The sequence below is a fragment of the Labilithrix sp. genome (genome assembly GCA_019637155.1).
Classification (GTDB): domain Bacteria; phylum Myxococcota_A; class Polyangia; order Polyangiales; family Polyangiaceae; genus Labilithrix.
Genome location: JAHBWE010000002.1, coordinates 336,116 through 349,620, shown reverse-complemented (window position 1 = coordinate 349,620; position 13,505 = coordinate 336,116). Strand labels below are relative to the sequence as shown.

Annotated in this window: 10 protein-coding genes and 1 pseudogene; 6 read left to right on the top strand and 5 right to left on the bottom strand. The window is 71.0% G+C overall.

Annotated features, from left to right (window positions below):
- Nucleotides 1-22 precede the first annotated feature (22 nt).
- The 5 genes and pseudogenes from KF837_05340 to KF837_05320 all read left to right on the top strand — a co-directional run bounded on the left by KF837_05340 (nt 23) and on the right by KF837_05320 (nt 7,265).
- Nucleotides 23-1,631: pseudogene (locus KF837_05340) on the top strand (dihydroxyacetone kinase subunit DhaK).
- The gene (locus KF837_05335; GenBank protein MBX3226712.1) at nt 1,628-2,548 is read left to right on the top strand and encodes a hypothetical protein; all 921 of its coding nucleotides are present in this window, start codon (nt 1,628-1,630) and stop codon (nt 2,546-2,548) included. The pseudogene KF837_05340 and the gene KF837_05335 overlap by 4 nt, the downstream one beginning before the upstream one ends.
- Before the next feature lie 320 nt (nt 2,549-2,868).
- Nucleotides 2,869-3,831: a hypothetical protein gene (locus KF837_05330; protein ID MBX3226711.1), complete on the top strand. Its 963-nt coding sequence runs from the start codon at nt 2,869-2,871 to the stop codon at nt 3,829-3,831.
- Between the two features lie 82 nt (nt 3,832-3,913).
- Nucleotides 3,914-5,365, top strand: coding sequence for a hypothetical protein (locus KF837_05325; GenBank protein MBX3226710.1), 1,452 nt, complete (start codon nt 3,914-3,916; stop codon nt 5,363-5,365).
- 448 nt (nt 5,366-5,813) lie between these two features.
- Nucleotides 5,814-7,265 carry a hypothetical protein gene (locus tag KF837_05320; protein MBX3226709.1) on the top strand — a complete coding sequence of 484 codons (1,452 nt, stop codon included), beginning with the start codon at nt 5,814-5,816 and terminating at the stop codon, nt 7,263-7,265.
- A gap of 367 nt (nt 7,266-7,632) precedes the next feature.
- Here the strand turns inward: KF837_05320 and KF837_05315 are convergent, their stop codons facing one another.
- Both KF837_05315 and guaB read right to left on the bottom strand, forming a co-directional pair.
- Nucleotides 7,633-7,938: a CsbD family protein gene (locus tag KF837_05315; protein ID MBX3226708.1), complete on the bottom strand. Its 306-nt coding sequence runs from the start codon at nt 7,936-7,938 to the stop codon at nt 7,633-7,635.
- Between the two features lie 80 nt (nt 7,939-8,018).
- Nucleotides 8,019-9,479 carry an IMP dehydrogenase gene (gene guaB, locus KF837_05310; protein ID MBX3226707.1) on the bottom strand — a complete coding sequence of 487 codons (1,461 nt, stop codon included), beginning with the start codon at nt 9,477-9,479 and terminating at the stop codon, nt 8,019-8,021.
- 154 nt (nt 9,480-9,633) lie between these two features.
- Between guaB and KF837_05305 the strand changes: the two genes are divergently transcribed.
- A complete protein-coding gene (locus KF837_05305; protein MBX3226706.1) occupies nt 9,634-11,127 on the top strand; it encodes a hypothetical protein in 1,494 nt (497 codons plus the stop codon).
- A 54-nt stretch (nt 11,128-11,181) separates the two neighbouring features.
- Here KF837_05305 and KF837_05300 read toward each other — a convergent pair whose 3' ends face one another.
- The 3 genes from KF837_05300 to KF837_05290 all read right to left on the bottom strand — a co-directional run bounded on the left by KF837_05300 (nt 11,182) and on the right by KF837_05290 (nt 13,404).
- Nucleotides 11,182-11,448 (bottom strand): hypothetical protein, encoded by a 267-nt coding sequence (locus tag KF837_05300; GenBank protein MBX3226705.1) that lies wholly within the window; start codon nt 11,446-11,448, stop codon nt 11,182-11,184.
- A 9-nt stretch (nt 11,449-11,457) separates the two neighbouring features.
- Nucleotides 11,458-11,745, bottom strand: a complete 288-nt coding sequence (locus KF837_05295; GenBank protein ID MBX3226704.1) for a QacE family quaternary ammonium compound efflux SMR transporter — start codon at nt 11,743-11,745, stop codon at nt 11,458-11,460.
- A 108-nt stretch (nt 11,746-11,853) separates the two neighbouring features.
- Complete coding sequence (locus tag KF837_05290; GenBank protein MBX3226703.1) at nt 11,854-13,404, bottom strand: response regulator; 1,551 nt, start codon at nt 13,402-13,404, stop codon at nt 11,854-11,856.
- Nucleotides 13,405-13,505: the final 101 nt, after the last annotated feature.

The following is a 13,505-nucleotide window of genomic DNA, read 5'->3' as shown; positions in this document are numbered from 1 at the left end:
TCGTTGTTCTAGCATGCGAGCGATGAAGCACTTCATGAACGATCGCGCCGCGATCGTGACCGAGGCGGTGGACGCCGCGGTCGCGCTCGGCGGCGGCGCGCTCGCGCGCCTCGACGGCTTCCCCGCGATCAAGGTCGTCCTCCGGAGCGAGGTCGATCCGAGCCGCGTCGCGATCGTCTCCGGCGGCGGCTCCGGCCACGAGCCCGCGCACGCCGGGTTCGTCGGCGACGGCATGCTCACCGCCGCGGTCTGCGGCGAGATCTTCGCGTCGCCGAGCGTCGACGCGGTGCTCGCCGCGATCCTCGCGGTGACGGGGCCGGCCGGCTGCCTCCTCGTCGTGAAGAGCTACACCGGCGACCGCCTGAACTTCGGGCTCGCGGCGGAGAAGGCGCGCGCGCTCGGACGCGACGTCGAGATGGTGGTCGTCGGCGACGACGTCGCGATCGAAGGCGCGCTCCGGCCGCGCGGCATCGCGGGCACGCTCTTCGTGCACAAGGTCGCGGGCCACGCCGCGCGCGCGGGCAAGAGCCTCGCCGAGGTGAAGGCCGCGGCCGAGCGCGTCGTCCGCGCGACGAGGTCGATCGGCATCTCCCTCTCCTCTTGTTCGATCCCGGGCCAGCCGTTCGCGGAGCGGCTCGGCGCAGAGGAGGTGGAGCTCGGGCTCGGCATCCACGGCGAGCCGGGAGCGAAGGTCGTGCCGCTCGCGCCGGTGCGCGCGCTCGTGCGCGAGATGACGGAGCGCGTGCAGGCGCCGCTCGGCGGGGGCGATCGCGTCGCGGTGCTGATCAACAACCTCGGCGGAGTGCCGCCGATCGAGATGGCGCTCGTCACCGAGGCGGTGCTCTCGGCGCTGAGCCGTCCCGTCTCGCTCGTGATCGGGCCGGAGCGGCTCATGACGTCGCTCGACATGAAGGGCTTCTCGGTGTCGCTCCTCGCGCTCGACGACGAGATGGAGGAGGCGCTGCTCTCCCCCGTCGGTCCGCGCGCGTGGCCGCCCGCGCGACGCCCGGTGCCGATCGCGACGCGCCCGCTCCACGAGGCCCTCGCCGCGCCGGAGCGCGCGCCGTCGGCGCATCCCGCGCGACGCGCGGCGCTCGAGAAGGTCTGTCGCGCGCTCGTCGATCACGCGGCGGCGATCGACGCGCTCGACGCCAAGATCGGCGACGGAGACACCGGCACCACGTTCGCGACGGCGGCGCGCGCGCTCCTCGGAGACCTCGATCGCCTCCCCTTCGCGGACGAGGCCTCGCTCTCCGCCGCGATCTCGGATCGGCTCGCGAAGGTGATGGGCGGCTCGAGCGGGATCCTGCTCGCGATCTTCGCCGCCGCGGCGGGAGCGCGCTCCGCGACGTGGTCGGGCGCGCTCCGCGCCGGCGCCGATGCGGTAGAGCGATACGGCGGCGCGCGCACCGGCGACCGCACGATGCTCGACGCGCTCGTGCCCGCGATCGAGGCGTTGGAGCGCGGCGGCTCGATCGCCGACGCCGCGCGCGCCGCACGCGCCGGCGCGGAGGCGACCGCGGCGATGACGACCGCGCGCGCCGGCCGCGCGAGCTACGTCCGCGCGGCTCGCCGGCGTGGCGGATCCGGGCGCCGTCGCGGTCGCGATCATGTTCGAGGCCCTCACGTGAGACGCGCGTTCTTCGTCTTCGTCTTCGCCTTCGTCGCCGCGTGCTCGCGCACGGAGTCGCGGCCCGACGCGACCGCGGCGCCTCCTCGCGCCGACGTCGAGCCGAGCGACGCGGGGCCGCCGCCGTGGCCGGGGTGGCCGCTGCGCGCGGGGGCGACGATCACGCCGGCGATGATCTGCCAGGTCACGTTCGCCTCCAACGCGGATCTCCATGATCCGTGCATGCGCGAGTACGATCCGCAGGCCTCGATGCGCACGTACATGCAGCAGGCGCTCGGTGACTGCGCGGTGCGGCTCGAGCGGAGCGTCCTCAACGGGCGCGCGGCGATCGACCCGGCGGGGGCGGAGCAGTGCGTGAAGAGCATGATGGAGATCCGGCGCAGCGGTCGCGCCGAGATCGCGACGCGGGCGCACGCGTGCGACGGCGCGGTGATCGGGCGGCAGCCGGCCGGCGCGGTGTGCCGCGAGGACTGGGAGTGCGCGCCCGGGCTCGGCTGCGCGGGGCTCTCCACGATGGGCCCTGGCAAGTGCACGACGCCGGGCGTGGACGGCGGCGCGTGCGCGAAGGGCGACCTCCATTTCGATGCGCGGAACCGCGCGTGCGCGGAGGGCCTGTGGTGCGCGGCCGATCGCTGCCAGCCGACCGACAAGGAGGGCGCCCTCTGCCACCCCGGCTCGTGCAGCGACGGCCTCTTCTGCAACAAGGGCTCGAACCGCTGCGAGCGCGCGCTCCGACGCGCCGACGCGCCGTGCAAGCGGAGCGAGGACTGCGACGTCGGGTTCTACTGCTTCCACAGCACGAAGGCGCCGAGCACATGCAAGGCGCAGAAGCGCGCCGGCGAGAAGTGCCTCGAGAGCATCGAGTGCATGGGCGACTGCCGGGGGGAGCGGTGTGTATCCATCTGCGGGTCTCCATGAGGTTCTCAACGTCGGGGGCTTCGCCCCCGACACCCCCACCCCAGACACGGCCCTCGCGCGGTGCGCTCGGGGCGCTTCGCGCCCGCATTCGCGGCCGCTTCTGGGGGCCCTTTGTTTTGTTGGTTCTTGGTGGGGTGGGGTGCAAGCGGTCGAGTGAGGGGGTGGATGCGGGAGTGCCGGTCGTGGTGTCGGCGGGGGCGGTGGCTTCGGCCGCGCCGTCGGCGAGCGCGAGCGTGAGCGTGAGCGTGGAGGAGCCGAAGCTTGTGAAGCCGCCGGTCGAGGGGGTGGCGCTTGCGGGGTCGGGTGAGGGGGATGCGGTCGTGCATCGGAGCAAGACCGCGGCGGGCGATCTGGTCGTGTGGGCGGAGCCTGAGGGGGACGCGACGCTCATCCTCGCGGCGTACGAAAAGAAGCGCGGGGAGGCGATCGGGGCGCCCGTGGTCGTGCGGCGGACGTCGGGGCGCGTGACGGCGCTCGACGTGGTCGTCACGACGGACGGCAACGACCTCGCGGTCGCGTGGGCCTCGGTCCTCGAGGACGGACAGAAGGGGCACGTCTCGGCGGTGGTGTTCGGCTCGCTCGATCTGAAGCGCATGTCGAAGCCGGCGACGGTGGAGCTCGTGATGGACCATCCCGTGACGGTCGCGCGCGTCGCGATGGTGCCGAGCCCGCGCGGGGGCGTCGTGGTCGCGCACGAGAGCAAGCTCACGAAGTGCCTCAGCGACTACTCCACGCCGAAGTCGATGGTCGACTGCCCCGTCTACGAGGCGGTCGCGGTGACGGTCGGCGGCGGCACCTCCGTGCTCGGCAACAAGCCGCTCGACGTCGGCCCCGGCCTCGACGTCGCGCTCGTCCCGTTCGACGACAAGGGCCTCCTCCTCTTCGGCAGCGGCATGCACGGCGGGCGGACGCAGTCGAGCATCACCGTGCCGTGGACGAAGGGCGAAGCCGCCCCGACCGCCGACGCGCTCTCGTGCTCCGGGCTCGCGGGCTACGCGCCGGAGTATCGCCGCGGCGAGGACGGCGAGGTCGTGTGCATCGGCTCCGACATGCGCTTCGACGAAGCGGCGAAGGACTGCGCGCGCCCCGCCGGAGGCGACAAGGACCGCTGCCTCCGCGCGCGCGCCCTCGGCCACGACGGCAAGCTTCGCGGCAACGACGACGTCGTCACGAAGGTGGAGTGCGCGGCGCACAAACAAAAGCTCACGCTGCGGGCGGGGACGGTGACGCTGCTCCAACCCTCCTCGTACGCCGACGATTTCCTCGCGAAGCCGTGCCGCTGAGCCTTCCTCCTCGGTGGCTCACGATCGCAGCATCGTCCCCGCATCTTCGCCCGCGCGTCGCGGCGACGATATGCTCGTGGTCATGGTCGCCCGGACCCCTGCGATCTTCTGCGCACTCGTCGCCGTGTGCGCGCTGATCCCCCTCCTTCCTTCGTGTTCGTCGTTCCGCTTGCCGATCGACGATCCCAGCGCCGACGGGGGCACGGACGCGGAGGGCGGTTCGATCTCCGTCATCGAGCCGCCGGCCCCGTGCGATCCGAGCGAGGCCCCAGGTGACGGGGTCTTCGTCAGCGCAGCGTTCGGGCTCACCGGAGCGCCGGGCACCGCGGCGCTCCCTCTCGCGAAGGTGAGCGACGCCCTCGAGATCGCCGCCGCGCGCGGCGTCGCGCACGTCTATCTCGACGAGGGGACGTACACCGAGTCGCTCACCCTCACGGAGCGCCACGCCGGCATCGTCGTATCGGGCGGCTGGAAGGGCTCGGAGACGACCTGGCGCCGCGACTGCGAGGAGAACTTCCGTGCGAAGACGATCCTCGAGTCCCCGGAGCCCGTCGCGGTGACGATCAAGGTCGCGTCTTCGGGCCCGACGATGGGCTTCGAAGCGATGACGATCGCGACCCCCGCGCTCCCCGAGACGCCGAAGGACACGACCGGCACGTCGTCGATCGCGGTCCTCGTACGCGGCCCTGCCTCGCTCCGGATCAGCCGCGCGCGCCTCCTCGCAGCGAAGGGCGGCAACGGCGGCACCGCCTCGCCGGGGGAACCGGGCGCGGGGCCGCTCGCGTGCAACGGGCTCGAGGGCTGCGAGTCGGGCGACAATGGGACCAAGGGCAACGACGGCATCAACGGCACCGCTGTCCATCCGAGCAACGACCACCTGGGCGACGGCACCGACGGTCAGGACGGAAACCCCGGCAAGAACGGCACGGCCGGAGCGGATGGCGCAGTGAAGTCCTGCCGTCGTGAGGTGACCGGAGAGTGCAACACGGGCGGCGGCTTGTGTGACACCTTCGACGAGAATCGGCAGGGCAAGAAGGGCGAGTGCGGCTGCGGCGGCAACGGCGGACGCGGCGGCCGTCGGGGACGCGGAGGCGGCGCATCGGTCGCGCTCCTCGCGCTCGGCGGCACCATCTCCATCGAGCACACGACCCTCTTTGCAGGCGGCGGCGGAGACGGCAGTGTCGGCGGCCAGGGCGGTGCCGGCGTCGCCGGCGGCGCCGGAAAGGCCGGAGCGTCGACGAGCTGCCACGTGACGATCACCCAGAGTGGACCGACCGGTCCCGGATGCACCTGCATCATCAACAACGATCAACCCGCCGCCGGCGGGAACGCCGGAGGCCCTGGCGGCAACGGCGCGCCGGGCGGCAAGGGCGGCGACGGCGCGGGCGGTCCCTCCTACGGCTGGGTCGCCATCGGTGACGTCCGCGTCATCGTCGACGAAGCGAGCGTGCTCCACGCCGAGCCCGGCGGCACCGGCTCCGTCAACGGCGCCTCCGCGCCCTCGCTCGTCGCCACCCTCGACGGCGGAACGTGAAGCACGACTGACGAGACCATCAGCCGTCCACTCCATTCGTGACCCGACGGGCGCACCTCGGCTGCGAGACCATCGGCCGTCCACCCGCGTTCGTGGCCTGAAGGCGCAGCCACACGCCCTTGGCTGAGAGACCATCAGCCGTTCCCGTGGCCTGAAGAGAGCAACTCCCTCGACGGCGGGACATCAGGTGTCCACCCCCATTCGTGGCCTGAAGGCGCAATGCCGACGCCTCGCAGCGCACCACCTTCCCCGGCGCGACACCTTCCCCCCCGGCGCGACGTCACGCATGTGCATGAGCGCGCCCGATCTTCGACGCGTACGCGACACGCGCTACGACGAAGCAGCGAAGGATGGCGTGCGCCGGCAACAAGACTGCTTCCTCACAAAGGTGCGCGGCGGCGCAATCAGCATCTTCGCCCGCGCGTCGTGACGACGATACACTCGTGGCATGATTGCCCGGACACCTGCGCTCTTCTGCGCGCTCATGGCCGGGTGCGCGCTGATCCCTGTCCTTCCTTCGTGCTCGTCGTATAGCTCCGACGACGAACCCAGCGCCGACGCGGGACCGGACGCCGAGGGGGGCTCGCTCTCGATCGTCGAACCGCCCGCACCGTGCGATCCGAGCGAGGTGCCGGGCGACGGGGTCTTCGTCAGCGTGGTGTTCGGGCTCAGCGGAGCACCGGGCACCGCGTCGCTTCCTCTCTCGACCGTGAGCGACGGCCTCGAGCTCGCCGTCGCGCGAGGCGTCGCGCGCGTCTACCTCGACGAAGGAACGTACGCCGAGTCCCTCACTCTCACGGAACGTCACGCCGGCATCCTCGTGTCGGGCGGCTGGAAGGGCTCCAAGACGAGCTGGCGTCGCGACTGCGAGGACGACTTCCGCGCGCGAACGACCCTCGAGTCTCCCGCGCCCGTCGCGGTGACGATCGACGTCGCCTCATCGGGCGCGACGATGGGGTTCGAAGCGATGACGATCACGAACCGCAACCTCGCCCCGACCCCGAGCGACGTGTCCGGCACGTCGTCGATCGCGATGCTCGTACGCGGCTCCGCCTCGCTCCGGATCAGCCGCGCGCGCCTCCTCGCTGCGAAGGGCGCCCACGGCGGCGCCGCCACGGCCGGGACACCGGGTGCAACGCTCGCATGCGACGGGGTCACTGGCTGCGCCTCGGGCGCCGATGGAGCCAAGGGCAACGACGGCGACGGCGCCGCCCCCGCCTTCTTCGATCCGACCGGTTTTCACCCGAGCGACGGCGCCGGAGGCCAGGCCGGCCCCCCCGGCGCGAACGGCACACCTGGCGCAAACGGCGCCGAGAAGTCCTGCATCCGAGAGGTGAGCGGCGAGTGCAACACGGGCGGGGGCTTCTGCGGAGGACTCAACGAGAATCGGCAGGGCGCAAAGGGTGAGTGCGGCTGCGGCGGCGCCGGAGGCGCGGGCGGCAAGGCGGGACGCGGCGGCGGCGCATCGATCGCGCTCCTCGCACTCGATGGCACCGTCACCATCGAGCACACGACGCTCTTCGCGGGAGGCGGCGGGAACGGGAGCGTGGGCGGCAAGGGCGGCGACGGCACCGGAGGTAGCGCGCCGAAGGCCGGAGCTCCGACGAGCTGCCTGACGACGATCTCCCAGAGCGGACCGACCGGTCCCGCATGCACCTGCGTCCTCGGCAACGATCAACCCGCGCCCGGCGGCGCCGCCGGCGGCCCCGGCGGTGCGGGCGCACCAGGCAGCAAAGGCGGCGACGGCGCGGGCGGCCCCTCCTACGGCTGGGTCACCCTCGGCAACGCCCGCGTCGTCATCGACGACGCGAGCGTGCTCAACGCCGGCCCCGGCGGCGCCGGCTCCGTCCAAGGCGCCTCCGCCCCCTCGCTCGTCGTCGCCCTCGACGGCGGGACGTGACAATCGTGCATCTCGTCGACAGCGTGGCAAAAGGCAGATCCTGCCAGCGCCCCAGACCAAAGGCGTAGCGAACGGCCGGATACTCGTGCGAGGCCCTTAAAAAGAATGTCTCGACGAGCGCCGCGCCACGAGGGCGACCACTGCACGCTCGCGCGCACGTGACGAAGCCGCCTCGAAGGCACGACGGCGCTCTCCCACTTCACCAGGCGGGGCGGCACCGACCGCGCACGAACGAGGAAACGCGCCGGCGCCGAACCGCGTGGGGCGGTGCACGCGCTCACCGAGCCACAGCGCGTGGGGCGGTGCGAGCGCCGAGCGCCGGACCGCGTGGGGCGGTGCGAGCGCTCGGGCGTGTTGCGTGGGGGCGTCAGCCCGGTTTGTTTGTGGCCTGGCGGGCCTCGCCCTTTAGCTCCTTTGCCTTGCCTTCGGCTTGCATCTGTTCGTTGCCGAGGGCGGCGCCGACGCGGTTCTTCACCGCGCCTACGACTTCCTCGACCACGCCCTTGCCGCGTTCGGCCGTCTTCGCCGCTTCCTGGCGTGCCTCGCCCTTCAGCTCCTTCGCCTTGCCCTCGGCTTCCATCTGCTCGTTGCCGATGGCCGCGCCGATGGTCTTCTTGATCTTGCCGCCGAGCTCCTCGGCGATGCCCTCACTGCGATTGCTTGCATTGCTCATGGTGACGAGCAGCGTTGCAGTCGACGTGCCGCGTCACGCCTGAGCACGGATCGGCGGGAATCTGCGGTCGCGGTGGCGTGTCACCGCGCGTCAGTGCGGTAGTTCGGCGCCTCCTCCGTGATGATCACGTCGTGGACGTGGCTCTCACGCAGGCCTTGCGACGTCGAACGGATGAACTTCGCGTTCGTACGGAGGTGCTTGATCGTCGCCGAGCCCGTGTAACCCATGCCCGCGCGGAGACCGCCGATGAGCTGGTGGAGGATCGAGGCGAGCGAGCCGCGGTGCGGGACGCGTCCCTCGATGCCCTCCGGCACGAGCTTCTCGTCCGCGGTGCCGCCCTGGCCGTAGCGGTCCTTACTGCCCTTCTTCATCGCGCCGAGCGAGCCCATGCCGCGGTACACCTTGTAGCTGCGGCCCTGGAAGAGGACGAGATCGCCCGGCGACTCGTCGGTGCCCGCGAAGAGCGAGCCGATCATCACCGCCGACGCGCCGGCCGCGATCGCCTTCGTCACGTCGCCCGAGTACTTCACGCCGCCGTCGGCGATGATCGGGACGTCGTGACGATCGGCGACGCGCGCGCAGTCGCTGATGGCGGAGATCTGCGGGACGCCGATGCCGGCGACGACGCGCGTCGTGCAGATGCTGCCCGGGCCGATGCCGACCTTCACCGCCGACACGCCCGCGTCGATGAGCGCCTCCGTCGCGTCCGCGGTCGCGACGTTGCCCGCGATGACCGGCACCTCGGGGTGACGCTTCGTGACCGCGCGGACCGCGTCGAGCACGCCCTTCGAGTGGCCGTGCGCGGTGTCGACGACGATGACGTCGACGCCGGCGGCGACGAGGGCGGCCACGCGCTCGTCACGATCGGCGCCCGGGCCGATCGCGGCGCCGACGCGGAGACGGCCCTTCGTGTCCTTCGCCGCGAGCGGGTTGCGGTCGGCCTGGAGGATGTCCTTGATCGTGATGAGGCCGATGAGCTTGCCGTTCTCGACGACGAGGAGCTTCTCGATCCGGTTCTTGTGGAGGAGCGCGCGCGCCTCGTCGTTGCCGACGTTCGGCGCGACCGTGACGAGCTCCTTCGTCATCAGCGCGCTCACGGGCTGATCGAGCCGCGTCTCGAAGCGGACGTCGCGCGCGGTGAGGATGCCGACCGGCTTGTCGCCCTCGACGACGGGGAGGCCGGTGACGTCGTGCTCGTGCATCGTCGCGAGCGCCTCGCGGAGCGACTGGCTCGGGCGCACCGTGATCGGGCCGAGGACCATGCCGCTCTCGGCGCGCTTCACCTTCTCGACCTCGCGCGCCTGCTCCGCGGGCGGGAGGTTCTTGTGCAGGATGCCGATGCCGCCCTCGCGCGCCATCGTGATCGCGGCGCGCGCCTCGGTGACGGAGTCCATCGCCGCGCTGACGAGCGGGATGTTCAGATCGACGCCCCGACAGAGCCGCGTGCGGACGTCGACGTCCTTCGGCAGCACCTCGCTGTACGCGGGGACGAGGAGGACGTCGTCGAACGTGAGGCACTCGCGGAGGCGGTCTTCGAGCATGGCGCTCCGTTAGCGCGCGGGTCGCGCGAAAGAAAGGGGCGCGGGCCCGATCCGTGGATCGGCGCTCATCCAATTTTTCCTCGATTTCATGCGCGGATCGCGCAAAACGCGGGCGTTGGTTGCTCGATCGAGCCCGTGTGCAAGAACGCTCCGCATGAACTTGCGCTCGCTTGGAATCGCCTTCGTCCTCGCTCCCCTCTTCGCCGCCGGCTGCAGCACCGGAGCGGAACAAGAAGCCGCGCTCGCGTCCGAGTCCGACCTCACGCTCGCGGAGCTGCCGATCCGGATGACGGACGTCGCGGCGGGCACCTTCGATCAGGCGATCGATCACGCCGAAGGCGGCGAGGCGCTCGGGACGTTCAAGCAGCGCTACTGGTACTCGACCCAGTTCGCGAGCGGGCCCGACGCGCCCGTCATCTTCATGTTCTGCGGCGAGTCGGAGTGCACGCCGAGCCACATGACGCAGCTCGCAGACGTCGCGAAGACACTGAAGGCCGCGACGGTGGCGCTCGAGCATCGCTACTACGGCAAGAGCCTCCCGTTCGCGGAGCCGACGGTCTCGCAGATGAAGCACCTCACGATCCACAACGCGCTCGAGGACGCGGCCGCGTTCGAGGCGTTCGCGAAGACCGAGCTCGGCCTCGCCGGCAAGTGGATCGCGGTCGGCGGCTCGTACCCCGGCATGCTCGCCGCGTTCTACCGCGAGAAGCACCCCGAGCTCGTCGTCGGCGCGTGGGCGTCGTCGGCGCCGATCGACGTCGTCGAGTCCTTCAGCGGCTACGATCAGATCACTTCGCGCGCGCTCGGAGCCGAGTGCGCCGGCCGCTTCCGCAGCGCGCTCGCGGCGGTCGCGGAGGCGATGGAAGACCCCGCGCAGTGGGAGCCGCTGAGCCTCCGCGTCTACGGGCGCCCGATCTCGTTCCCGCAAGACGCCAACGCCGCGACGCTCGCGGGCATGAAGGCGGACGTGCTCCAAGGCCTCAGCGTCCGCGCGATGGGCGCGGTCCAATCCGGCTGGACGCTCGGTCTCTGCTCCGCCCTCGCGCAGTACGCCGACGCGCCGCTCGAGGGCCTCGTCGGCTTCATCCGCCCGCCGCTCGTCGAAGAGGAGACCGACACGCCGCCGGCCGCGCCCGCGATCCCCGCCGAGGCGACGGCGTCGACCGGACCCGGCAGCCAGGACGCGTCGTCGACGAACGCGGCCGAGCAGCCCGACCCGAACGATCCGCTCTACCGGGGCGGCACGTGGTTCTACCAGACGTGCACGGAGGTCGGGTTCTTCACCGTCCCGAACCCGGACCGGCAGGAGTCGATCATGTCGGAGCTCGTCACGGTCGAGCGCGCGCGCACACGGTGCCGGGCGTTCGCACGCGAGCTGCCGAAGATCGAGGAGACGCGCGCGACGTACCTCGCTCCGATCGCGAACGGCGAGGTCACGAACCTCTTCTTCGTGAACGGCCAGAACGATCCGTGGTCCGCGCTCTCGTACAACGAGCAAGCGAACGCGCCCGCCGGCGTCACGACCCACGTCGTCGCGCTCGGCAGCCACTGCAGCGATCTCTCGAACCTCACCCGCAACAGCACCCTCGGCGTGTTCGAGGCGCACGTGAAGCTCAACCAGCTCGCGAAGCAGTGGCTCGCGGAGTAGCGTGTGCACCAGCCTTCGAGAAGGCGACCACATGTTGAAAGGTAGCCCGCCGGGCTACGCTGAAGCATCATGCAGCGAGCCATCATCGTGCGCGGACGGCTGAGCGGACCGCGCCGCATCGACCTCGACGAAGCCGTCGATGAGGTCACGGGCGAGGTCGAGGTGGTCCTGCGCCCCATCGAGCCGAAGGAAGCCAAGCCGGTCCCTAGGCGCGACATCTTCGAGGTCATCCGTTCGCTCCGACCGGGAACGCGCTCGAAAGAAGACATCGATCGCCAGATCGCCGACGACGCGCCGCCCGGGCGGCTGCAGGTGATGCACAATCGTTCGTCACTTCATCAGCACGAGCCCGGTGAGGATGAGGAGCGCCGCGACGATGCGGCTCGCGGTCGCCGACTCGCCCAGCGCCACCACGCCGACGACCAGCGCGCCGACCGCGCCGATCCCGGTCCAGCACGTGTACGCGGTGCCGAGCGGGATCGTCTTCATCGCGCGTGACAGGAGCAGGATGCTCGCCCCCATCGCCGCGAGCGTGAGGACGGAGAAGCCCCATCGCTTGAGCCCGTAGGCCCACACCACCTCGAGCAAACCAGCGACGATCAACAGGAACCAGGCCATGGCGGCTCTCCTTCGGAAGAGCCGGGCCGTCCCGGACTTGGCGCCCCGCTGCGGGGTGAGGACGTGGCCTCGACGAGAGACTTTAGGTCGCCTGCCGCGAAGGGCAAGCTACTCCGGGACGCTGTTCCCCTTCGCGACCTCGCTCTCGCGGTACTGGTCGAGGCCCTCGTTGAAGACGTTCGCGACGTCGGGGTCGAACTGCGTGCCGGAGCAGCGCTCGATCTCGGTGACCGCGACCTCGTGCGGGAGCGCGCGGCGGTAGGCGCGGTCGCTCGTCATCGCGTCGTAGGTGTCGGCGATCGCGATGATGCGTGCCATCAAGGGCACGTCATTGCCCTTCAGGCCAAGGGGATAGCCACGGCCGTCCCAGCGCTCGTGATGGAGGTGCACGCCCGGGATGAGCGGGTGGAGGAACTTGATCGGCTCGAGGATGTCGCGCCCGTAGCCGGGGTGCTTCTTGAACGCCTCGTACTCGTCCTGCGAGAGCTTGCCCGGCTTGTTGAGGTTCAAGACGCAGCCGAGCTTGCCAATGTCGTGCATCAGCGCGCTCTGGCGGACGATCTCGACCTGATCGGGCGGGAGGCCGAGGCGCATCGCGAGGTACATCGCGTACGTCGCGACGCGCTCGGAGTGGCCCGCGGTGTAGCGGTCCATCTTGTCGATCGCCTGCGCGAGGCCCTCGATCGTCTGCTGGAAGGTGGCGCGGAGGTCCTCGTAGAGGCGCGCGTTCTCGATCGCCGCCGCCGCGCGCGAGCCGACGAGCGAGAGGAGCTTGCGCTGGCCTTCGTCGAAGCGCTTGCCCTTCGTGAAGCTCGCGGCGGTGATCCAGCCGAGGAGCCGCGTCTGCATCTTGAGCGGCACCGCGATGAGCGACTCGATCGGGAGCTCCGGCTCCGTCACGAAGAAGCGCATCACGTTGTCGCGCCCGTGCTCGAGGAGGGTCGAGTCCTGCGCGAAGTGGGAGACGAACGCCTGCGGGTTGAAGGCGCCGAGCGAGAGGCCCGTGCTCGTGCCCGCCGGCGTGCCCGGCTGCGTGTCGCGCAGGTCCTTCATCGCGCCGGTGCGGAGGTGCTTCGGCGGGCAGAGGCGCTGGCGCTCGAAGTAGCCGCCCTCGCCGTTGTCGAGCCACGTCGACGCGAGGTCGCCGTGGATCTCGTGGATCGCCGCGTCGCCGACGGTGGCGAGGACCTCCTCGAGCGAGAGCGAGGCCGCGATCGCCTCGCTCACCTTGTAGAGCGAGAGCGCCTCCTTGAGGCGGAGGTTCTCCGCCGCGAGCCGCTGCTTCTCGAGCCCGCGCTGGACGACGTGGATGACCTCCTCGACCTTGAACGGCTTGAGGATGTAGTCGTACGCGCCGCGCTTCATCGCGTCGATCGCGGTCTCGACCGTGCCGAAGCCGGTCATGATGACGGTGAGGGCGTTCGGCGCCGCGCTCCCGATCTGCTCGAGGAGCTCGATGCCGCCCATCCGCGGCATCTTCAGGTCGCTGATGACGAGGTCGTAGTGGGCGTGCGTCAGCTCGGAGAGGGCGGCCTGCCCGTCCTCCGCCGTGCGGACGACGTAGCCTTCCATTCCGAGGAAGTCCGCGAGGATGTCGCGAATGAATTTCTCGTCGTCGACGATCAGAACACGCGGTCGCTCTTCGTTCGTCATCGTCATGTGCGCGTGTCGACCGAGCAATGTAACAGGCTCTCCGCGTCTTCGCGCGAACAATTCCTCTCCTCTCGTCACCTCTGGCTCGTTCTCTGGCTCGTTCTCTG

Excerpts from the sequence above, each read along its gene's own strand:
- KF837_05325 (MBX3226710.1), top strand. The coding sequence starts at position 3,914 with ATGGTCGCCCGGACCCCTGCGATCTTCTGCGCACTCGTCGCCGTGTGC.
- KF837_05320 (MBX3226709.1), top strand. The coding sequence starts at position 5,814 with ATGATTGCCCGGACACCTGCGCTCTTCTGCGCGCTCATGGCCGGGTGC.
- KF837_05315 (MBX3226708.1), bottom strand. The coding sequence starts at position 7,938 with ATGAGCAATGCAAGCAATCGCAGTGAGGGCATCGCCGAGGAGCTCGGC.
- guaB (MBX3226707.1), bottom strand. The coding sequence starts at position 9,479 with ATGCTCGAAGACCGCCTCCGCGAGTGCCTCACGTTCGACGACGTCCTC.
- KF837_05305 (MBX3226706.1), top strand. The coding sequence starts at position 9,634 with ATGAACTTGCGCTCGCTTGGAATCGCCTTCGTCCTCGCTCCCCTCTTC.
- KF837_05295 (MBX3226704.1), bottom strand. The coding sequence starts at position 11,745 with ATGGCCTGGTTCCTGTTGATCGTCGCTGGTTTGCTCGAGGTGGTGTGG.
- KF837_05290 (MBX3226703.1), bottom strand. The coding sequence starts at position 13,404 with ATGACGATGACGAACGAAGAGCGACCGCGTGTTCTGATCGTCGACGAC.